Here is a 21,277-nt window from a genome sequence, read left to right on the forward strand (position 1 = left end):
AAAAACTCTGATTGCAAGAATTGCACTATATGAAGATGTTACGACAAGCAGAAATAACAAAAAACAACCAACTTAGCGTTGCGAGCTATATGTACATCAGACGATCAATTCAAGCTGGATTGTAATTTTAAAATTTTGATACAAGCTCAAAAAAAATCTGCTTGAAATGCATGATCTTCATGGAATAGTGAATAAATATAGTCGAGAAATTCTTTCAAATATGGCAGAATAGGCGGTTTTAAAGTTTTTAGAGGATTGGCAATATGCGCTTTGTTGATGAAGCAGTCATTACCGTAGAGGCTGGCGACGGTGGCAATGGCGTAGCCAGTTTTCGCCGTGAAAAGTTCGTACCATTTGGTGGTCCAGATGGTGGTGATGGTGGTCGTGGCGGTAACGTATACGTTCAAGCCGACAACGACACAAGTACCCTAGTAGATTATCGTTATACACGTAAATTCCGTGCAGAACGTGCTAAAAATGGTCGTGGAGCGAACTGCTCAGGCCGTGGCGGTGAAGATACCGTATTGCTCGTTCCAGTGGGCACAACAATTGTAGATACAGAATCTGGCGATATCATCGGCGACTTAGTGGCTGACGGTCAGCGTGTGTTAGTGGCAGCAGGTGGTGAAGGTGGTTTGGGTAATACTCACTTCAAATCTTCAACCAACCGTTCTCCACGTAAATGTACACACGGCTCAAAAGGCGAATATCGTGAAATTCGTCTTGAATTAAAAGTACTCGCAGACGTTGGTTTGTTGGGTATGCCAAATGCAGGTAAATCAACCTTTATCCGTGCAGTTTCAGCAGCAAAACCAAAAGTTGCAGATTATCCATTTACCACTATGGTGCCAAACCTAGGTGTGGTTGATGCCGATAGTCACCGCTCATTTGTAATGGCGGATATTCCGGGTCTAATCGAAGGTGCTGCAGAAGGTGCAGGTCTAGGTATTCGATTCCTGAAACACTTGGCACGTACACGTATTTTATTACACATCGTAGATGTTCAACCGATTGATGGTTCTGACCCTGCGTACAATGCAAAAGCAATTTTGGAAGAGTTGAAAAAATTCTCCCCAACGCTTTCAAAATTACCTGTTGTATTGGTACTCAATAAAGTAGACCAATTGGCGGCTGAAACGCGTGATGAATGGTGTGATCACATTCTCGAAGAGTTGCAGTGGAAAGGCCCTGTATTCAAAACTTCAGGTTTAACGTTTGAAGGTACTAAAGACGTTGTGTACTACCTGATGGATCAAATTGAAGAACAGCGCGAACGCGAAACTGAAGATCCTGAATATGCAGCAGAAGTTAAAGCGTTCCGTGATCAGCTTGAAGCTGAAACACGTGAGCAAACGCTTGCTGCGAAAGAAGCATATCGTGAAATGCGTCGTCAACAACGTCTGGCAGGTCAAGGTGAAGACTTTGATGATGAATTTGAAGACGGTGATGATGAGGCAGAATCGTACTACGTACGTTAATTGCTGAATAAGTGTCAAAGCAAACAAGTCTGAGGACAAGATGATAGAAGTGGTAGATGGGCAACGTCAGCTCAAGGGTTGTAAACGTATCGTTGTTAAAATCGGATCATCACTACTCACAGCAAACGGAAAAGGGTTAGATCTGGATGCAATCTCGCATTGGGCGGGACAAATTGCAGAACTACACAATGCAGGACACGAGATCATTCTTGTGTCTTCCGGTGCTGTGGCTGAAGGGATGGTTCGTATGAATTTGGACAACCGACCCACAGATCTACCCAGTCTACAGGCTTGTGCTGCCATTGGACAAATGGGCTTAATTCATACTTGGTCTAGCGTATTAGAACAACGTTCGATTCGCACAGCACAAGTTTTGTTAACGCATGATGACTTGGCAGACCGTCGTCGCTATTTGAACTCTTGTGATGCTTTGCAGCATTTGATTGATTGGCGTGTGATTCCTGTGATCAATGAAAATGACACAGTGTCGACTGACGAAATCCGCTTTGGCGATAACGATACTTTGGCTGCGATGGTGGCTGGACAGGTTCATGCAGACCTCTTGGTGATTCTAACTGACCAAGAAGGCATGTTTGACTCTGACCCTCGTTCCAATCCAGATGCAAAACTGTTCCATACAGTACGCGCAATGGATGAATCATTATTCGATATGGCTGGCGGCGGCGGTAAATTCGGTCGTGGTGGTATGTTGACCAAAGTTCGTGCGGCACGTTTGGCAGCCAAGTCAGGTTGCCCAACAGTCATTGCGAGCGGCGATAGCGACAATGTGCTTTCACGTGTGATGGCCGGTGAATTACTCGGTACCTTATTCATTACGGATAATGACCGTGTCACAGCCCATCAACAATGGTTAGCTGCACATTTACAAACAGCTGGACGTTTGGTGATTGATGATGGTGCAGTCAAAGCCATTCGTGATAATCACCGCAGTTTATTACCTGTCGGTGTGAAAGCAGTTGAAGGGCATTTTGAACGTGGTGATGTGGTGGAATGTGTCGATACACAAGGTCATCGTGTTGCCGTTGGTCGTGTAAACTTCAGTTCACGTTCGGCAGAAATCGTCAAAGGTTTGGCCTCCGATAAAGTTCATCAAGTTTTAGGGGAAGCCCGATCACTTGAAATGATCCATCGCAATCATATGTCAATTTACTAAATTGAAAGATCAAAATCCTGCTTCCGAGCGGGATTTTTTATGGCATGTCATTTGAATATAGCGATAAAAATAGTAATAAGAGGAGAAGAATATGAGCGAAATTCAATATTTAAACATTCAAGATCTAAAAGATGAGCAGGCTCAACTGTGTGAATTATTGGCACAATGCGTGCAAGATGGTGCATCACTGGGTTTTTTAGCTAAAGAATCTAAGTCGCACTATGATGAATATTGGTCTGCTGTGACAAAGGATATTCAAAAGCATAAAACCTTTTTGTGGGCGGCGCTACAAAGCGGTGAAATTGTGGGCACAGTACAATTGGTTCGTGCCACCAAAGCCAATGCACTGCATCCTGCTGAGATTGAAAAACTTATGGTGCATCCAAAGGCACGTCAAAAAGGCATTGCTCATCAACTATTCACACTTGCAGAAGATCAAGCAAAACATTTGAACTTGAAATTACTTGTACTTGATACGCGTACAGGCGATGTCTCTGAAAAGCTATATGAAAAATTTAACTTTATAAAAGCTGGGATCATTCCGCAATTTGCATTGAGCCATACAGGTACAATAGATTCAACGACGTTATTTTATAAATTATTAGTTTAAGTTGAAACGGATGGATATTTTAGACCAAAACTCCTGTACAGATGCAGGAGTTTTTCATTAAAGGTTCTTTTGATTAACTCGTTTAGAGAGTTCTTCCGCACTTTCAACTCGTTCAGAATAGCGATCTGTGAGGTAGGCAGATTGACCACGTGTGAGTAGGGTAAATTTGTATAATTCCTCCATCACATCGACAATGCGAATGTAATAGGAGGAAGGTTTCATGCGATCATTTTCATCAAACTCTAAAAATGCTTTTGCAACGGAAGATTGATTTGGAATCGTGATCATCCGCATCCAACGCCCAAGGATGCGCATTTGGTTAACAGCATTGAAGGATTGAGAACCGCCACTGACTTGCATTAACGCCAGCGTTTTACCTTGAGTAGCACGAATGGCACCTGCCGCTAAAGGAATCCAATCAATTTGTGCTTTCAATATAGAGCTCATCGCACCATGTCGTTCTGGCGAACACCAAACCATGCCTTCTGACCATGTAAGCAATTCATGTAATTCCTGAACTTTGGGATGTGATGTTTCAGCATCTTCAGGCAGAGGAAGACCTTTAGGATGAAAGATTTTGACTTCTGCACCAAAATGTTCAAGGATTCGACCCGCCTCCAATACCGTTAAACGGCTAAATGAGCGTTCACGGTTAGAGCCATATAGCAGCAGAATGCGTGGCGGATGTTCAAGTGCTTTAGCTTGAACTTGTTCAAAACGCGGTGTTTCAAGTAGATCTAGTTGAATATTGGGGAGCTTCATTTTAGTTCTCTTTATACCATTTGCATTTTAACCATAGCGATACACTCACTAATGCAATAAGCACAGGCACTTCAACCAATGGGCCAATAATCGTGGTAAATGCAATCGGAGATGCAATGCCAAAGGTGGCGATGGCAACAGCGAGGGCAAGTTCAAAATTATTACCCGCTGCGGTAAAGGATATGGCAGTGGTTTTGGCGTAATTATTACCCATCCATTTGCTCATCAAAAAGCTAATGAAAAACATCACCACAAAGTAGATCGTGAGGGGAATGCCAATACGCAGTACATCCATTGGAAGGCTCAAGACATCTGCACCTTTGAGGCTAAACATCACCACAATGGTAAAGAGTAATGCCATTAAACTGATGGGGCTGATTTTGGGTATAAATTGATTTTTATACCAAGCCAGACCTTTTTGTTTTACCAATATGGCACGCGTCAGGAAACCGAGCAGGAAGGGAATACCTAGATACACCAATACTGCATGTGTGATGGTCCAAAAGCTGACTTGGATCACTTGTGCTTCTATACCAAAATAAGGCGGTAAAAAACTCAAAAAGAACCATGCGTAGGTATTAAAAAATGCAATTTGGAAAATACTGTTAAAGGCCACTAAAGCCGCTACGTATTGGTTATCCCCACAAGCGAGATCATTCCAAACCAGAACCATTGCAATGCAACGTGCTAAACCAATCAGAATCAAACCGGTCATGTATTCAGGGTAGTGTTGTAAAAACACGATCGCCAAAATAAACATCAGGCAAGGTGCGATTAACCAATTTTGAACCAGTGATAGGTATAAGGTACGTTTATCTTTAAACACTTCAGGCAGCGCTTTGTAATCCACTTTGGCCAAAGGCGGATACATCATCAGGATTAAACCAATGGCAATCGCAATATTGACATCACCGATATTGAGTTGATTTAAAGCTCTTGAAGCACTTGGAATATAGACGCCAATCGCAATGCCTAGCCCCATTGCGATAAAAATCCATAGCGTTAGATTGCGGTCTAGAAATGACAGTTTTGCAGCAGCCATTATTGGATCTCTGAAATTTTTTGGATTTCTAGGTTGAGTTCTTCACGACTTAATTGCGTAAAATCGAGTGCAAATAAAGCATCTAAACGGCGGTTAATATGCGCCACGGTATCAAGAAATGCTGCAAGTTTTATTTCATCTACAAGCTCTAAATGGGAAGGATCTTCTAAGCCCCAGTGGGCTTTGATGGCAGAGCCTAAGTAAATTGGGCAAGCTTCTTGAGCGGCAGAACCACAGACGGTAATTACCACATCGGGTTGGTATTGTTCACATGCTGCGATGGTTTTACTCGACAAACCCTCAGTCGGTAGATTGAGGTTTTGTAGGGTTTTCAAGGTAAACGGGTGGACTTGTCCTGAAGGTTTACTGCCTGCGCTATAGGCACGGAAACCTTCAGGGGTACGCTGGTTAAAAAGAACTTCGGATAAAATGCTGCGGCAGCTATTGCCAGTACATAGAAATAAAAAATTCATAGGGTGTCACACAATGTTGTCGTGTTTTTTGGGAAATTCAAATCGAGGTCTTTAAATCGTTCTTGGTGACGCATGACATCAATTATTTGTGTACACCAAGTAGGCAGTGCAGGGTGAATGGAGTAATAAACCCATTGACCTTTACGCTGATCACTCAGCACACCTGATGAACGCAGTAAAGCCAAATGACGTGAAATTTTGGGTTGGCTTAATTCAAGGTACTCAGTGAGTTCACAGACGCAGAGTTCACCTTTACATGCCAACAGCATGATGATGTTCAGACGAGTCTCATCTGCAAGTAATTTGAAAAATTCAGTCTGTTCCATGTTTATCTGCTTATATGGATTTACATATATCTTCACATATGAATATGTGGATGTCCATATGTATTGTTCAATAAAAATCCCACACGAGGTGGGATTTTGATATTTAGACCAGTTTAAAAGTCGAATGAAGTTTGTAAAAAGAAAGTACGTGGCTGACCAATATATTTACCACCGGTTGCATCTGATGAACGGGTGAAATACTGTTTATCAAATACATTCTTGATGCCAGCGGCAACTTTAACCCCTTGCAGCGAACCGCCAAAGTCATAGCCTGTACGTACAGCAAAAGTTGAATAGCCTGGAATATCGCCCAATTTACCATTTGCCGTTTCTTCAGTTTGGTAGATGCCAGAATCTTGGTTACCTGGGGCACGCTGTTTAGATTGTGCATACATGTCGGCATTGATTGACCAAGCATCATATTTATAGCCTAAGCCAAAGTTTGCGACATTTTGTGAGTAGAATGGCAAATCTTTACCTTTAAAGTTACCTGCTTCAGCAACCGCTTTGGTATAGGTGTAATTACCATAGGCTTTTAAGCCTTCGAGATTTTCAGCTAAATGTCCAAAGTCATAGCTAAAACCGGTTTCGATCCCTTTATGACTTGTAGCACCGAGGTCAGTCCAAATGCCATTGTTTGCAGCATCACGTTCTAAAATCAGTTCTTTGTCAAAATCTAGATAAAACGCAGTCAATTCAGCACTCAAACCATTGCCTAAATATTTGGTACCAATTTCATAGTTATAAGATTTTTCAGGATGTAAGCCATCTAAGGTGGTGACCGCTGTAGTGCCTTGCGTTGTTGCTAATTGGTTATATTGCTGTGGACCAAAAGAGACACCGGCATTGGCAAAGAAATTCCAATGGCCTGTTGCTTTATACAGGATAGCTAAACTTGGCAAAAATTCATCTGATTGGATTGATGGATGAACAGTATTTTGTAATACGCCATTTTTATAGGCACTAAAACTGTTTTGCGTATCAATCGATTCAAAACGAACGCCGGGTGTAATATTCCATTTACCCAGTTCTATACGGTTATCGATATAAGCAGCGTGTGCTTTGGTGCCACCCGCACTACGGGTACGTGCTATAAACTGACCAGGTTCTGCATCTGCTGCGTATTCAGTACGGCCTGCGAACTCGGTGCTCTCTTCGTCCATATAACGGTAACCGACAGTCACTTCATTCAGCGTACTTCCTAAGCTATAGCTACGTGAATAACGTGGCTCAATGGCAAAGACTTTATAATCACGTGGTGAGGTATCTAAGCGATGATTGCCATTGGCTAAAGTAGATTCAAGGTTGCTGGTACGGAATGAATCGATGTAATAACTTAAAAGTTCAAAGTTGTTCGTGTCGTCTTTATGTGTATAACGTAGGGATACATCTGAACGACGGCCAGTGAAAAAGTCACGATAATGCGACGTTTGATATGGATTTACTTCGAATTCAGCAGCGCTTAAACCTTCAGGCATTTCACCTGTACCATCGTAATGATGGAAATTTAATGCGATTTTATCCTGATCAGTGATGTCATAAGCGGTTTTTAACATGACATCATCAATGTCATTTTTATTGTTCGCTTCACGATAACCGTTGCCTTTAGTACCTGAATAAAGCAAGGCAAGACCTAAACCATTATCAAATGTTCCACCAACAAACAGACTAGGACTTAATTTTACCTGATCCGTACCAGTTGCATATTCAGAGTTTAATGCCACGGCACCTTTAAAGTCTTCAGGAATGCTACGTGTGGCAAAGTTGATAATACCGCCGACATTTTGTGGCCCAAAACGAACAGAACCTGCACCACGGACTACATCAACAGATTCTATATTTCCTAACGAAACAGGCGCCATCGAAAGTTGTGGTTGGCCATACGGTACAAATGACATTGGTATGCCATCGATCAACACGGTTGAACGTGGAGAGAGGCGAGAGGTTAATCCTCGAACGCCAATATTTAATGAAACATCGCTACCGCCAGTACCATTATTTTCTTGAACCTGAACGCCGGGAACTTGGCGTAACGCATCTTTTAGTGATGTTGCTGCGCTTTCGTTTAATCGTTTACGGTCAATGATGGTCCGCGCACCGGCATGCTTTTGCACCTTTTTTTCATTGGCGTTTTCTAGCCAGTTCCCTTGAGTTTCAATGGTGATGGTCGGTAAAACATCTGCTTGCGCTGCCTCTGTATTTTCAGCAGCAGAAGCCATAGTGGCAACCATGCTTATACCTACGGCAATACTCAGCGGTAAAAGCGGGAAATTTTGAAGCTTTGGAGATTTTTTGCTTGAACTATACATAAAAGTGTGAGCAATGGAGAGAGAGCGCGTATCATAATCTTGCGTGCGATAAATTTAAATAAGGATGATTATCATTTAAAACTATGAATATGATTAAGCTAATAGACTTTTAATTTAAATAAAGAATAGGTGTAATTTATAGTCAAAAAAACCGCGCTAAAGCACGGTTTCTTAAAATGAATTTAATTATTTGAACTGGATAGAGCCATTTGCACTGACCGTGATTTTAGATTCACCACCTGCCATTTCTTGTTCAGGAATAGCATCGGCACTTGCAGCTTTCATCATCGCCATACGCGGAACTGGCTGACCACCATAATTGCTGGCATTTAAATTAATATTAACCAAGTTGTAGCCTGATTTATTCCATGCCTGAGCGAGCGATTGGGCACGTTGTTGAAAGTTTTTGGATACTTCAACCATCAGTTCATTTTCAACTTTTTTTCGCTGTGCATCTGACACACTAAAGCTGATGGATTGAGTTTGGAAATTTTGTTGTAACTCGCTCACCAATTGGCTAGCTGCTTTAAAGTCTGTACTTTCTAAACGCACTTCGGCACGACCACGCCATTCTTTCAATTTACGACTGTCATTGTCATAAATCGGGTAGGTGCTTTGAGATCCCGTTTCGATTTTTACCGCAGGGTATTTACGGGCTGTGTTCACCGCTTGGGTCATCAATTGGTTGATTTGGGTAGCAAGTTCAGCCGGTTGTTTATTTGACTTTTCAATATATAAAACGGCATGCATTTGGTCGTTCGACACTTGGCGAGTGGCATCCGCCTGAATGTTCACGATGTTGTAATTGAGTGGGTCGGCTGCTTGAGTTGCTGCTGCCAAACCTAGACCGGATGCTAATAAAACAGTAGATAAGATAATTTTACGCATTGTTATGACCTATTCTTCTTTCAGAATGACTAATTTAGCTTATGCTCTTATCTTAAAAGGGGATTGTGATGGATTAAAGGAAAATCTGTGGTGGGATTGTAAATCTTTCAAGAAAAATAAATGCAGTGCTTGATGAATATTGCTTCAAATAATCAATACTTAATTGCGTAAATGTTTGAAGATTACAATAATCATTCATAAATTGTAAAAAAGCATAAAATAAAAAGGTTTTCTTTGTTTTGTCACACTGTAAGATGATAATTCAGGTTATCCATGGCATAGATCTGTTTTTTCTCTAAATTATCTTTTTATTTGATCATAAAAGTGATTTATTTTATTGAAAAAGTCTGTATCATCCGCCGTCTAGTTAGCCATTACACAAAGAGCTCTTAAAACTAACTAGAAACTCATAAAGCACCGAGTCAAAGGACCGCAAGTCACCCGACTTATTTCTTTCAACCCATATCAGAGATGGTAATTCGATATGAGCGTTTCTTCTGTAAACCCTGCCACTAATTCTACTAACGAATACTATTTGACTCGCCAAAGCCAGATGGAATCCAATGTTCGTAGCTATCCGCGTAAACTTCCACTTGCGATAGCAAAAGCTTTAGGTTGTTGGGTTACCGATGTTGAAGGTACAAAGTACCTCGATTGTTTAGCTGGGGCAGGAACATTGGCATTAGGCCATAATCATCCTGCGGTAATTCAAAGTATCCAAGATACACTTGCAAGTGGCCTCCCATTGCATACTTTGGATTTAACAACGCCTTTAAAAGATGCTTTTACTGAAGCACTACTTGAGCAATTACCTGGTGGTAAAGAAGAGTATTGTCTACAGTTCTGTGGCCCGTCTGGTGCAGATGGTACAGAAGCAGCAATTAAATTAGCAAAAACTTACACTGGTCGTAGTTCAGTAATCAGCTTCTCAGGTGGTTACCATGGTATGACTCACGGTTCTTTAGCAATGACAGGTAACTTGTCTGCTAAAAATGCTGTGAACGGCTTAATGCCGGGTGTTCAATTTATGCCGTATCCGCATGAATACCGTTGCCCATTAGGCATTGGTGGTGAAGCGGGTGTTGATGCATTAACGTATTATTTCGAAAACTTCATTGAAGACGTAGAAAGCGGTGTAACGAAACCTGCAGCTGTAATCTTGGAAGCAATCCAAGGCGAAGGCGGTGTAGTGACTGCACCTGTAAAATGGTTAAAGAAAATCCGCGAAGTGACTGAAAAGCACAACATCGTGTTGATTCTTGATGAAGTACAAGCAGGCTTTGCACGTTCAGGTAAAATGTTTGCCTTTGAACATGCGGGTATCGAACCTGATGTTGTGGTGATGTCTAAAGCAGTTGGTGGTAGTTTACCGCTTGCTGTGCTTGGTATTAAACGTAAGTTTGATGCTTGGCAACCCGCAGGTCACACGGGGACATTCCGTGGTAACCAACTTGCAATGGGTACAGGTCTTGCAACCATCAAAACCATCAAAGAACAAAACTTGGCTCAAAATGCACAAGAGCGTGGTGATTTCTTACAAGCTGAAATTAAAAAATTAGCTGTAGAATTCCCATGTATTGGTAACGTGCGTGGTCGTGGTTTGATGATTGGTGTTGAGATTGTTGATGAACGTCAAAAAGCAGATCACATGGGTTCTTTACCAGGTGATTCTCAATTGGCAGCAGCAATTCAAGCAGCATGTTTCAACAACAAATTGTTGTTAGAAAAAGGTGGTCGTAACGGTACAGTCATTCGTTTACTTTGCCCATTGATCATTAACCAAGCTGAATGTGAAGAAGTGATCGTTCGCTTCAAGAAAGCACTTGCTGAAGCACTTGTTGCAACTCGAGGCGCGTAATAATGGTTGATTTTGCAGAACATCGTAAAGCGTTATTCTGCAATGATGCACAATCCATTGCTGACTACCAGTCAGCAATGGGCGAAGCGGTAAAAGCCGTTTCTGCATGGTTGCAAAATGACAAAATGTACACCGGCGGCAGCATTAAAGAGCTTCGCAGTGCAATTGCATTCAATCCTTCAAAAGAAGGTATGGGTGTACAAAAATCACTAGACCGTATGGTTGAGCTCTTCTTAAACAAAAGCTTAAAAGTGCATCATCCGCATTCTTTAGCGCATTTGCATTGCCCAACAATGGTAACAAGCCAAATCGCTGAAGTGCTCATTAACGCGACTAACCAATCAATGGACTCATGGGATCAAAGCCCTGCAGGTTCATTGATGGAAGTTCAGTTAATTGACTGGCTTCGCCAAAAAGTTGGCTATGGTGCAGGTCAAGCAGGTGTATTCACCTCTGGCGGTACGCAGTCAAACTTGATGGGCGTTTTGCTTGCACGTGATGCATGTATTGCTAAAAACTGGAAAGACGAAAACGGCAATCCGTGGTCTGTTCAGCGTGATGGCGTACCATCTGATGCTATGCGTAACGTCAAAGTTATTTGTTCTGAAAATGCGCACTTCTCTGTGCAAAAGAACATGGCGATGATGGGCATGGGCTTCCAATCTGTCGTGACTGTTCCTGTAGATGCTAACGCACGCATGGATATGGATGCGCTTGAGAAAACCATGGCTCACCTTCAAGCTGAAGGCAAAATCGTGGCATGTGTAGTTGCAACTGCGGGTACAACCGATGCAGGCGCAATTGACCCATTGAAAGAAGTTCGTGAAATCACCAACAAATATGGCGCGTGGATGCATATCGATGCAGCATGGGGCGGTGCACTGATTCTTTCAAATGACTATCGTTCAATGTTAGACGGTATTGAACTGTCTGACTCGGTAACGCTTGATTTCCATAAGCATTACTTCCAAACGATTTCATGTGGCGCATTCTTGCTTAAAGATGAAGCGAACTATCGTTTCATGCATTATGAAGCTGAGTACTTAAACTCTGCTTATGATGAAGAGCATGGCGTACCTAACCTAGTATCTAAGTCATTACAAACAACTCGCCGTTTTGACGCGTTGAAATTGTGGATGACTGTTGAAGCACTAGGTGAAGAGCTTTATGGTTCAATGATCGATCACGGTGTTGCTTTAACCCGTGATGTTGCAGCATATATTGATGCAACAGATGGTTTAGAAATGTTGGTTGATCCACAATTCGCTTCTGTATTGTTCCGTGTAATTCCTGAAGGTTACCCAGCAGAATTACTCGATACACTTAACCAGAACGTTGCTGACGAATTGTTTGCTCGTGGTGAAGCGAATATTGGTGTAACTAAAGTAGGTCAAGTTCAATCATTGAAAATGACGACTTTAAGCCCAGTAGCGACTTTAGACAACGTGAAGAATTTGCTTGCTCTTGTGCTAGCGGAAGCGGATCGTATCAAAGGCCCAATCGCTGATGGTACATATACACCTGCAATTGACTAATTGTCATTTTGTGATTGTAGAAGAAGGGGCTCGTAAGAGCTCCTTTTTTTTAAAAAAATGAAAAGGTGCTTAATTTATTACATCACCACAATTTTTCATTGAGTGATGATAGTTTACTGCGTAGGCAGATTGTTACTTTGAGGGATCAAAGTATCTAAAATCCTTCTCAGGGAAAAGTTACATCCATGTGACCATTACCTTATAGTGACATCCCTGTCGCCAGTCGCGATATTCATTGATGTTTATCATTTGATGAATAAGATACCACAATATTTATAACCAATATAAGGCTTGTAAAGGAGTTTCCCTCTCCTTGTAGGAGAGGGTTAGGGTGAGGTGAATGCAATACGATATTGATGTTATGCTGCAAACAATGGACTAAAACCTTTTTTACGCAATAATTTGCGGTACATGCTGGAACTGCGGTCCGCCGGGAAATGCGCTTCGATGCTTAAATCCAAAGGCAAATATTCAGGCTTTTGTGATTCAGAGACTAATCGGTCTTCCTCAAATATTTTCAGGTTAAAGTCGTAAGCATCTTCGACAGGTAAGTCCTTGTCATAATTACGGCAAATGGGAGCAAATAGACGTGTGGAGCGGGCAGTCATAGGCGAGGCCGCGTTCATAATCACTTGCTTGCTGTCGTTTGGAAAATGAATGGTCAGCGTTGCGGTAAAAGGTAGATGAATCTCAAAATGCCGTAGCCATTGAAAGCCATCTTGTCCCCGCTGTTCTAAACCAATCGGGTAGCGCCCAACACTGCTCCAGTAATCTGCATTAAATCCTGTTTCTGTCTCAAAGGTTTTATAGTCAGGCACTTCTACATTTTCAGGGTCGCCAAACGTATCGGGATGTACCCAAGCAAAATGCGCGACATCAATGAAGCCTTCAAGCTGCCGGCCTGCAAAACATTGAAAATCGACCGTTGGGCACACCAATTGCTGAAACTCGGCTTCATCCCAATATGGTATTGCAGGGATATTCGGCGCAGTATCTTTAGCGGCAGTAAGTGAGCACCATATCAGTCCATAACGCTCAACAGCAGCATAAGTACGCAAGTTAAAGCGAGGTGAAATTTTGTGCTCAGGATGTGCAGGGATGCGATTGCAATGACCGTGTTCACCAAAGCGTAAACCATGATAGCGGCAGACCACGCCTAGACCATCATTTTTACCTAAACTTAGGGGTACGCCGCGGTGTGGGCAGGCATCTTTAGCGACAATCAGTTCTTCTCCCATTTTATAGATGACGAGCGGCATATCTAAAAGCATGGTGCCATAAGGTTGTTCTGTAATGTCTCGAGCGAGTGCAATGGGATACCAATATTCTGCAAGTAAGTGCCAGTCATGTTTTTCAAAAGTCATATGCACAGGCAAGTCCGGATTAAATGTCGCAATGGCTTTACTGGTCATTTTAGGCTCTGTTTTTATGTAAACTTGCATATTGAGCGAACTAAAAATGTAATGAAATTTCAATTATTGGAATATGAGTGAATAAAAAATCGAACATGCAAATCTGCATCATTCTATAAAAGAGGGGGAAATTTAAAAAAGAAAATAAGACAAAAGATGACAAGGACATGAATTCTTACGAATAACAAAGTAGAAATAAATAAGACCAATACTTTGAAAAATTTCATTACATATTGAAAAATAAAGAATTATATTTAAATCAATATGCAATCATCAATTATCATAAAAGCGTCATAAAGATGTAACCTAACTGTCATACTCTAAAATCAAAATGCAGATATCGAAAAAGTACAAGACTTTAAAAACAAAAGTGGCGTACTCCAATAAATGCATCAATTAAGAGAGATGAGAATGCGCTTAAATCATATCGCACTTGCTATGGTACTCACTACTGGGGCAACAGTCGCTACAACTGCAAATGCAGCTCGTGACACGATCCAAATTGCTGGTTCTTCAACTGTACTGCCTTATGCAAGTATTGTTGCAGAAGAGTTTGGTAATACATTCCCACAATTTAAAGCACCTGTCGTTGGTTCAGGCGGTACTTCGGGTGGTTTGAAACAATTCTGTAATGGTGTTGGCGACAACACAATTGACGTTGCAAATGCATCTCGTAAAATTAAAGATACTGAATTGGCTGCATGTAAAAAAGCCGGCGTTAACCAAATCTTAGAAATTAAAGTTGGATATGACGGTATCGTATTTGCGTCAAATGCGAAAAAAGCGGCTTTTAAACTTCGCCCACAGCATGTATTTGCTGCACTCGCTGCGGAACTACCATCAAAAGGTAAATTGGTTCCAAACCCATACACTCGTTGGAATCAAATCGACCCAACTTTACCAAATGAAGCAATCACTTTAGTTATTCCTGCATCAAACCACGGTACACGTGAAGTGTTCCAAGAAAAAATGGTTGATGCTGGCTGTGAAACTTATGAAGCTTTCGCAAAATTAGATAAAGATGCTCAGAAAAAAGCATGTTCAACTTTCCGTAAAGATGGTCGTGTGATTGAAATTGCAGGCGACTATACAGAAACATTGGCACGTTTAAAAACATCTCCTAATGCGGTTGGTGTATTCGGTCTAGGTTTCTATGACCAAAACCGTGACAAGCTACGTGTGGCAACAGTAAACAACGTTGCACCTTCTGAGAAGACGATTTTAAATGGTTCATACCCAGTATCTCGTCCATTGTTCTTCTACGTAAAAGGCGAGCACTTAAAATCAATTAAAGGCTTAAAAGAGTTCACAGAATTCTTCCTCAGTAAAAAAGTATCAGGTAAAGGTTCTAAGCTAGAAAAAGCAGGCTTAATTTCAATGTCTGATAAAGATCGCGCTGCAGTTCTTGCAAACTTTAAAGCTGGTAAAGCAGTTAAATAATTGGATTGAAACAGCCAATGGCAGGATTGACCTGCCATTGGCTTTTTGCAAAGAAACAGTTTTTTCAAGAAGGGCTTTTGAAAAAACAGTGGAGATTACATGAATCTGCTACTTATTGGTGTGTTGCTCGCAATTATTGCAATCGCTTATCAAGTTGGACTGACCAAAAGTCGCAAACTTGCAGGTAAAGGCAATAACTCAGCAATGTTGCATTCACGACCGGGCTATTATGGTGTTTTGGTCGCTTTATGGTGTGGGATTCCCGCTTTTTTAATCTTGATTGTTTGGAACTTGGTTGAACCGAGTATTTTTCAACATGTTATTTTAAATAATGTCCCTGAAAATATTCGTTTAAGTTTAGATCCTGCAAGCACGAGCGTAATGGTTGACCGCGTTCAAGCGATTGCTTCTGGTTTTGGGGTGAGTGATACGCCAGCTGCATATGAACTTGCAGCAGCAGAACAATTAAAGAAAATTGAAAACATTGGCTCATATGCAAAATTGGCCATTGTGATTTGTGCGGCATTGATTGGTTTAGTCATGGCTAAACGCCGCATCGCAGAAAAATATCGTGCACGTAACCAAGTCGAAAAAGTCATTAATATCGCATTGGCACTGTGTTCGGGTGTCGCAATCCTGACAACAGTTGGCATTGTGATGTCGATGTTCAGTGAAGCCATGCGTTTCTTTAGTTTTGTCAGTCCACTAGATTTCTTCTTAGGCACTGAATGGAACCCCGGTTTTAGTACATCAGGGAATGCTGAAGGTAGTTATGGTTTGCTGCCACTCCTTTGGGGCACACTCATGGTTAGTGGAATTGCGCTATTGGTTGCTGTTCCAGTTGGTCTGATGATTGCGATTTACTTGGCTGAATATGCCAAGCCAAGTTTCCGTGCTTGGGCAAAACCGGCCATTGAAGTTCTCGCAGGTATTCCAACGATTGTTTACGGTGTATTTGCCTTAATGATTATTGGACCTTTTGCAAAACAGCTCGGCGCGTATATTGGACTCGATATTAATGCAACCAGTGCTTTAACAGCAGGCTTTGTGATGGGGATTATGATTATCCCATTCGTTTCATCATTATCTGACGACATCATTACTCAAGTGCCTCGCGCGCTTCGTGATGGTTCACTTGGTTTGGGTGCTACAAAATCAGAAACCATTCGCCAAGTGGTGATTCCAGCAGCATTGCCGGGCATCATCGGTGCATTCTTATTGGCTGCATCTCGTGCAATTGGTGAAACCATGATTGTGGTGCTTGCAGCAGGGAACAGTCCTTTACTGCATATCAACCCACTCGAAGCGGTATCTACAGTCACCATTACCATCGTAAACCAATTAACAGGTGATACAGACTTTGCGAGTCCTCAAGCATTGGTCGCTTTTGCACTCGGTTTAACACTGTTTGTGATTACTTTAGGTCTGAATATTGTTGCACTGTACATTGTGCGTAAATACCGTGAGCAATACGAATGAGTACGACGAATACATCAAATATGGATCAAAATTTTGATCCGCACGCAGCCGCAGAGTTTCGTGAAAAACGTAAGAAAATCATTGAAAACTCATTGGCAAAAAGACACCGTAAAGAAAATACCTTCCGTGTCTTGGGCTTTAGTGCAGTAGTGACTGGCTTATTGTTCGTCGTGCTATTGTTTGGCAGTATTTTAGCCAAAGGCTTACCAGCATTCTGGCAAAGCTCGATGACGGTGCCTGTGTTTTTTGATCCAAGCATTGTCAATATAGGTGCGAAACCGGTTCAAAAAGAAGGTGAATCTCCTGCACAGTTCCAAGAGCGTTATATTGCTTGGCAAACAGAAATGGGCATGGTGGATTGGGATGCGCTGATTGTGAATGGGATCATCGCAAAAGATCCAGCGATTGCCTCACAACGTGATGATCTCAACAGTTTATATACAAGTTCAGAAGCTTATCGCTTACGTGACATGGTAATGGCAGATCCGTCATTGATTGGTCAAAAACAAGATTTTAAAATCCTTGCAGATGCCAATGTCGATGTCTGGTTGGCTGGTAATATTGACCGCAGCTTGCCTGATGAACAGCAACAATTGAGCCCAGAAGTACGCCAACTTGCAGATAAACTTAAAGCTGATGGTGTTATTACTAACTCATTTAATACTGAAATATTTAAGAATCCAGACTCTCGTAGCTCACCTGCAACTTCAGGTTTAGCAGGGGCGTTTATGGGTTCACTCTTTATGATGCTGATCGTGATCATTATTTCGATTCCAATCGGTGTAGCATCCGCAATTTACTTAGAAGAATTTGCACCTAAAAACTGGATTACCGATGTTGTCGAAGTCAACATTAACAACCTAGCAGCGGTTCCTTCGATTGTGTTTGGTTTGCTTGGTGCTGCGATCTTTATTGGTTGGATGCACATGCCGCTTTCGGCACCTGTGGTTGGTGGTTTAGTCTTGAGTTTGATGACACTTCCAACGGTCATTATTACTACACGTGCTTCACTAAAAGCTGTTCCGCCATCGATTCGTCAAGCTGCTTTAGGTTTGGGTGCTTCACGTTTACAAACAGTATTTCACCATGTCTTGCCATTGGCATTACCGGGTATCTTAACTGGTGCCATTATTGGTGTTGCGCAAGCGCTAGGTGAAACTGCTCCATTATTATTGATTGGTATGAGTGCCTTTGTGGCAAGTGTACCAGCCACTCCTTTAGATCAATCCACTGCATTACCAGTACAAATTTTCCTTTGGCAAGGTAACGAACTACGTAACTTCTTTGAAGGGCGTACCGCAGCAGCAATCATTGTACTTCTTGCTCTCATGATCGGCTTAAACAGTTTAGCCATCTGGTTACGTAAGAAATTTGAAGTACGCTGGTAATTGAGGGCATTATATGAATAGCATCGTTACAACTGAAAAGAATTCCTTAGATCAGGATAAGTCCGTGAATCCAGAACAAACACAATTTACCTCTGCTCAGGGCAGCCAAAAACAAACCAATACTGCGTTTGTGTCACAGTTCGATACGCAATCTAGCGCGAAAAAAGATGCGAAATCGAGCAATGTGAAAATCAGTACCAATGATGTGCATGTGTACTATGGTGAATCTGAAGCGATTAAAGGCATTGATCTGAACATTTATGAAAATGAAGTGATTGCTTTTATTGGACCATCTGGTTGTGGTAAGTCAACTTTCCTACGTACGCTTAACCGTATGAATGACACGATTGATACTTGTCGTGTGACAGGGCAAGTGCTTATGGATAATCAAGACATTTATGATCCAAATCTTGATGTGGTATTACTGCGTGCCCAAGTAGGTATGGTTTTCCAAAAGCCGAACCCATTTCCAAAGTCAATTTTTGACAATGTCGCTTATGGTCCTAAATTGCATGGATTGGCACGTGACAAATACGACATGGAAGAAATTGTTGAAAATAGCCTGCGTAAAGCAGGTCTTTGGGATGAAGTGAAAGATCGTTTGAGCCAACCAGGTACGGGGCTTTCAGGTGGTCAGCAGCAACGTCTATGTATTGCGCGAACCATTGCAGTTAGTCCTGAAGTAATTTTGATGGATGAGCCTTGTTCAGCACTTGACCCGATTGCAACCGCAAAAGTAGAAGAACTCATCACTGAACTGTCAGCGCAATATACCATTGCGATTGTGACGCACTCGATGCAACAAGCAGCACGTGTATCTGACCGTACTGCATATTTCCATTTGGGTGATTTGATTGAAGTGAATTCCACTGAAAAAGTCTTTACTCAACCGGATCATCAATTGACTGAAGCGTATATTACCGGGCGTTTTGGCTAATCTAGTCTGTCTAAAAAAGAGCCGAAAGGCTCTTTTTTTATGAAGTCAATAATTAGGTCAAAAAGTCTTGATAAAAATAAAATGCTCAATTTGGCTCAATGAGAATTATTTTCAAAAAATAGATTGAATTTTTGTGATGCAACCCACATGTTATACAACATAAATATGAATTAAATGAGTTTCAATTTTATGCTATTTCATAATCCCAAGTTGCCTGCGGAAATTCGTGTAAGCCATTTAAATGCACGTATTAATGAACAACGAAAAAAAATTGCGCAAACGACTGCATCTAAACTTGAGCTGCTGCAACTAAGCCAACAATTATCAAAAGAAGCGCGCGCACGTAAAAAGAATAACCAAAAAATTTATGTAATCGATTTTAATGGTGATACCGCTGCATCTGCGGTAACGAGTCTACGTGAAGAAATTACCCTGATCTTAGCGACAGCAAAAGCAGGACGTGACCGCGTGGTTTTACGTTTAGAAAGTCCAGGCGGGATGGTGCATGGCTATGGTCTGGCCGCTGCACAATTGGTACGTTTACGTGATGCTGGATTTAACTTAACCATTTGCGTGGATAAAGTTGCTGCAAGCGGTGGCTATATGATGGCCTGCATTGCAAATGAGATCGTTTCAGCACCATTTGCCGTGGTGGGTTCGATTGGTGTAGTTGCACAAGTGCCGAACTTTAACCGTTTATTGAAAGAAAAACATATCGATTTTGAACTGTATACCGCGGGTCAGTTCAAACGTACCGTAACTATGTTTGGTGAAAATACTGCTGAAGGTAAAGCCAAATTTGAAGAAGAGTTACAGCAAACCCATAACTTGTTTAAACACTTTGTTGAAAAATACCGTCCTCAGCTCAATGTCGATAAAGTTGCCACAGGTGAGCATTGGTATGGTCAAGATGCCATTGATCTTAATCTAGTCGATAAATTGCAAACGTCAGATGAATATCTGTTAAGTCTCATGCCACAACATGATGTATATATGATTGAAACCCGCAAAAAACCAACACTTGGTGAGAAGTTGGGCTTACAAGCAGCGCAAATTGCGGACTCATTGGTTCCTGCAGTCATGTCTAAAGTGATGGAGTCATTGAGCAAAGCCAATTCGAGCCTCGTGCAGTTGCGTGACCCTAAACTCTAAAATTGTTTTTGTTATGAAGCATTTAAAGCCCACTTCGGTGAGCTTTTTTTATGCTAAACGATGCTGTTGTGATAGATTGCGTTGCGTACATAGATATTGATGATAATGATGTCTAATTTTCTGTTTATTTTAGGTGGTGTCATTTGCCTAATGGTTTGGCCTTGGCTATATTTGCTGCATTTTCAAAGTGTGAAAAAATCTGTGCTGAAACAGTATGCTGCGCTGTTTGGCCCAGCAGCAACACTGTTGGCAGGCTATATTTATTGTTCATCACTACAGGTAGATGTTCGCTCTGAAGCCTGCGGCACTGTTGTGGCCTATCAGAGTTATATGAGTAGCGGAAATATAAATAAAAGACAGCCTTTTGAGCGGGTTGAAATTTTAGTGAATCATACAAAATATACACGGCATTTTCGTATAGATGATGATCTACAAAAAATGCCAGCGGGAGCAAAAGCGTGCTTTCAGTATTATGACCGAAAATTGAATCCGCAAATGTCAGATTCAATCTTAATTCAATGGACTGCTTAAATATTTAACTGATGTTACGCAGTAACACCAGAAGTGCAATTTGATTCAAATAAAACAACGATACGCGGTAACGTCATCCGCAAGTGTTTGAGACAGGGCTGCTTCTAATCAAAAATGTTTTTGCGATACTTTGAATACGTAGACGCGAGCGAACGAGTTTTGCGGTGAGGAGCATTGCTCCGCAAGATGGTTTCCTTGCGAAGCTTCGCTTCTCATTTTGCCGAATGAGAAACATCGTTTCGTAAAAGTACCTCCAGCCGAAGGCTAATCCCGTTATTCAATTCCTAGATGTAAGACTCCGTCGAATAGACTTAAAAATCATTTTTAAAATGAGAAATTACTTCTAGGTGCGTAACAGAGGTGGATCAGGAAATTTGAACAACACTTATAAGTGATATTTTGCTCCCCAAATGATGTTATAAACATCAATATATGGAGTATTTTATGGCACGTAGACCAAGAAGAAATCATTCAAACGACTTT

The 21,277-nt window shown here is 41.5% G+C and carries 18 protein-coding genes; 11 read left to right on the forward strand and 7 right to left on the reverse strand.

Features of this window, described 5'->3' with window-relative positions:
• Positions 1-263: 263 nt before the first annotated feature.
• The 3 genes from cgtA to FTV11_RS08065 all read left to right on the forward strand — a co-directional run bounded on the left by cgtA (position 264) and on the right by FTV11_RS08065 (position 3,262).
• Positions 264-1,478, forward strand: a complete 1,215-nt coding sequence (gene cgtA, locus FTV11_RS08055) for an Obg family GTPase CgtA (RefSeq protein ID WP_078190204.1) — start codon at positions 264-266, stop codon at positions 1,476-1,478.
• A gap of 40 nt (positions 1,479-1,518) precedes the next feature.
• Positions 1,519-2,652, forward strand: coding sequence for a glutamate 5-kinase (proB, locus tag FTV11_RS08060; RefSeq protein WP_078190202.1), 1,134 nt, complete (start codon positions 1,519-1,521; stop codon positions 2,650-2,652).
• A gap of 91 nt (positions 2,653-2,743) precedes the next feature.
• A complete protein-coding gene (locus FTV11_RS08065; RefSeq protein ID WP_180073774.1) occupies positions 2,744-3,262 on the forward strand; it encodes a GNAT family N-acetyltransferase in 519 nt (172 codons plus the stop codon).
• Between the two features lie 57 nt (positions 3,263-3,319).
• Here the strand turns inward: FTV11_RS08065 and arsH are convergent, their stop codons facing one another.
• The 6 genes from arsH to FTV11_RS08095 all read right to left on the reverse strand — a co-directional run bounded on the left by arsH (position 3,320) and on the right by FTV11_RS08095 (position 9,062).
• Positions 3,320-4,024, reverse strand: coding sequence for an arsenical resistance protein ArsH (gene arsH / locus FTV11_RS08070; RefSeq protein ID WP_180026316.1), 705 nt, complete (start codon positions 4,022-4,024; stop codon positions 3,320-3,322).
• A gap of 1 nt (position 4,025) precedes the next feature.
• The gene (arsB, locus tag FTV11_RS08075) at positions 4,026-5,066 is read right to left on the reverse strand and encodes an ACR3 family arsenite efflux transporter (protein WP_180073775.1); all 1,041 of its coding nucleotides are present in this window, start codon (positions 5,064-5,066) and stop codon (positions 4,026-4,028) included.
• Complete coding sequence (locus FTV11_RS08080) at positions 5,066-5,539, reverse strand: arsenate reductase ArsC (protein ID WP_180026314.1); 474 nt, start codon at positions 5,537-5,539, stop codon at positions 5,066-5,068. The genes arsB and FTV11_RS08080 overlap by 1 nt, the downstream gene beginning before the upstream one ends.
• Complete coding sequence (locus FTV11_RS08085; RefSeq protein ID WP_180026313.1) at positions 5,536-5,865, reverse strand: metalloregulator ArsR/SmtB family transcription factor; 330 nt, start codon at positions 5,863-5,865, stop codon at positions 5,536-5,538. The genes FTV11_RS08080 and FTV11_RS08085 overlap by 4 nt, the downstream gene beginning before the upstream one ends.
• Before the next feature lie 113 nt (positions 5,866-5,978).
• The gene (locus FTV11_RS08090; protein WP_373685411.1) at positions 5,979-8,096 is read right to left on the reverse strand and encodes a TonB-dependent receptor family protein; all 2,118 of its coding nucleotides are present in this window, start codon (positions 8,094-8,096) and stop codon (positions 5,979-5,981) included.
• A 264-nt stretch (positions 8,097-8,360) separates the two neighbouring features.
• Positions 8,361-9,062, reverse strand: coding sequence for an SIMPL domain-containing protein (locus FTV11_RS08095; RefSeq protein WP_180026311.1), 702 nt, complete (start codon positions 9,060-9,062; stop codon positions 8,361-8,363).
• Positions 9,063-9,546: 484 nt separating this feature from the next.
• Between FTV11_RS08095 and FTV11_RS08100 the strand changes: the two genes are divergently transcribed.
• Both FTV11_RS08100 and FTV11_RS08105 read left to right on the forward strand, forming a co-directional pair.
• Positions 9,547-10,920 carry a diaminobutyrate--2-oxoglutarate transaminase gene (locus FTV11_RS08100; protein WP_180073776.1) on the forward strand — a complete coding sequence of 458 codons (1,374 nt, stop codon included), beginning with the start codon at positions 9,547-9,549 and terminating at the stop codon, positions 10,918-10,920.
• 2 nt (positions 10,921-10,922) lie between these two features.
• Positions 10,923-12,455, forward strand: coding sequence for an aspartate aminotransferase family protein (locus FTV11_RS08105; protein WP_180073777.1), 1,533 nt, complete (start codon positions 10,923-10,925; stop codon positions 12,453-12,455).
• Between the two features lie 359 nt (positions 12,456-12,814).
• On the opposite strand, the gene FTV11_RS08110 is transcribed toward FTV11_RS08105, so the two are convergent.
• Positions 12,815-13,867, reverse strand: coding sequence for a Rieske 2Fe-2S domain-containing protein (locus tag FTV11_RS08110; protein ID WP_180073778.1), 1,053 nt, complete (start codon positions 13,865-13,867; stop codon positions 12,815-12,817).
• A gap of 411 nt (positions 13,868-14,278) precedes the next feature.
• On the opposite strand from FTV11_RS08110, the gene FTV11_RS08115 reads away from it, so the two are divergent.
• The 6 genes from FTV11_RS08115 (at position 14,279) to FTV11_RS08140 (ending at position 20,794) form a co-directional block, all read left to right on the forward strand.
• On the forward strand, positions 14,279-15,307 hold the full coding sequence (locus FTV11_RS08115; protein ID WP_180022798.1) for a substrate-binding domain-containing protein: 1,029 nt from the start codon (positions 14,279-14,281) through the stop codon (positions 15,305-15,307).
• Between the two features lie 99 nt (positions 15,308-15,406).
• Entirely contained in the window at positions 15,407-16,786 is a 1,380-nt protein-coding gene (pstC, locus tag FTV11_RS08120) for a phosphate ABC transporter permease subunit PstC (RefSeq protein ID WP_168379200.1), read from the forward strand.
• Positions 16,783-18,174 (forward strand): phosphate ABC transporter permease PstA, encoded by a 1,392-nt coding sequence (gene pstA, locus FTV11_RS08125; protein WP_180073779.1) that lies wholly within the window; start codon positions 16,783-16,785, stop codon positions 18,172-18,174. Before pstC ends, pstA begins: the two co-directional genes overlap by 4 nt.
• A gap of 13 nt (positions 18,175-18,187) precedes the next feature.
• Positions 18,188-19,111: a phosphate ABC transporter ATP-binding protein PstB gene (gene pstB / locus FTV11_RS08130; RefSeq protein ID WP_218950494.1), complete on the forward strand. Its 924-nt coding sequence runs from the start codon at positions 18,188-18,190 to the stop codon at positions 19,109-19,111.
• A 189-nt stretch (positions 19,112-19,300) separates the two neighbouring features.
• Positions 19,301-20,263: a protease SohB gene (sohB, locus tag FTV11_RS08135; RefSeq protein WP_078190186.1), complete on the forward strand. Its 963-nt coding sequence runs from the start codon at positions 19,301-19,303 to the stop codon at positions 20,261-20,263.
• 105 nt (positions 20,264-20,368) lie between these two features.
• Positions 20,369-20,794 (forward strand): hypothetical protein, encoded by a 426-nt coding sequence (locus FTV11_RS08140; protein ID WP_252725857.1) that lies wholly within the window; start codon positions 20,369-20,371, stop codon positions 20,792-20,794.
• Positions 20,795-21,277 lie beyond the last annotated feature (483 nt).

This window comes from Acinetobacter sp. YH12231, from assembly GCF_013417755.1.
GTDB lineage: Bacteria > Pseudomonadota > Gammaproteobacteria > Pseudomonadales > Moraxellaceae > Acinetobacter > Acinetobacter amyesii.

What these genes read in the sequence shown, in the direction of transcription:
- cgtA (WP_078190204.1), top strand. Translation starts at nt 264, where the DNA reads ATGCGCTTTGTTGATGAAGCAGTCATTACCGTAGAGGCTGGCGACGGT.
- proB (WP_078190202.1), top strand. Translation starts at nt 1,519, where the DNA reads ATGATAGAAGTGGTAGATGGGCAACGTCAGCTCAAGGGTTGTAAACGT.
- FTV11_RS08065 (WP_180073774.1), top strand. Translation starts at nt 2,744, where the DNA reads ATGAGCGAAATTCAATATTTAAACATTCAAGATCTAAAAGATGAGCAG.
- arsH (WP_180026316.1), bottom strand. Translation starts at nt 4,024, where the DNA reads ATGAAGCTCCCCAATATTCAACTAGATCTACTTGAAACACCGCGTTTT.
- arsB (WP_180073775.1), bottom strand. Translation starts at nt 5,066, where the DNA reads ATGGCTGCTGCAAAACTGTCATTTCTAGACCGCAATCTAACGCTATGG.
- FTV11_RS08080 (WP_180026314.1), bottom strand. Translation starts at nt 5,539, where the DNA reads ATGAATTTTTTATTTCTATGTACTGGCAATAGCTGCCGCAGCATTTTA.
- FTV11_RS08085 (WP_180026313.1), bottom strand. Translation starts at nt 5,865, where the DNA reads ATGGAACAGACTGAATTTTTCAAATTACTTGCAGATGAGACTCGTCTG.
- FTV11_RS08090 (WP_373685411.1), bottom strand. Translation starts at nt 8,096, where the DNA reads ATGGTTGCCACTATGGCTTCTGCTGCTGAAAATACAGAGGCAGCGCAA.
- FTV11_RS08095 (WP_180026311.1), bottom strand. Translation starts at nt 9,062, where the DNA reads ATGCGTAAAATTATCTTATCTACTGTTTTATTAGCATCCGGTCTAGGT.
- FTV11_RS08100 (WP_180073776.1), top strand. Translation starts at nt 9,547, where the DNA reads ATGAGCGTTTCTTCTGTAAACCCTGCCACTAATTCTACTAACGAATAC.
- FTV11_RS08105 (WP_180073777.1), top strand. Translation starts at nt 10,923, where the DNA reads ATGGTTGATTTTGCAGAACATCGTAAAGCGTTATTCTGCAATGATGCA.
- FTV11_RS08110 (WP_180073778.1), bottom strand. Translation starts at nt 13,867, where the DNA reads ATGACCAGTAAAGCCATTGCGACATTTAATCCGGACTTGCCTGTGCAT.
- FTV11_RS08115 (WP_180022798.1), top strand. Translation starts at nt 14,279, where the DNA reads ATGCGCTTAAATCATATCGCACTTGCTATGGTACTCACTACTGGGGCA.
- pstC (WP_168379200.1), top strand. Translation starts at nt 15,407, where the DNA reads ATGAATCTGCTACTTATTGGTGTGTTGCTCGCAATTATTGCAATCGCT.
- pstA (WP_180073779.1), top strand. Translation starts at nt 16,783, where the DNA reads ATGAGTACGACGAATACATCAAATATGGATCAAAATTTTGATCCGCAC.
- pstB (WP_218950494.1), top strand. Translation starts at nt 18,188, where the DNA reads ATGAATAGCATCGTTACAACTGAAAAGAATTCCTTAGATCAGGATAAG.
- sohB (WP_078190186.1), top strand. Translation starts at nt 19,301, where the DNA reads ATGCTATTTCATAATCCCAAGTTGCCTGCGGAAATTCGTGTAAGCCAT.
- FTV11_RS08140 (WP_252725857.1), top strand. Translation starts at nt 20,369, where the DNA reads ATGATGTCTAATTTTCTGTTTATTTTAGGTGGTGTCATTTGCCTAATG.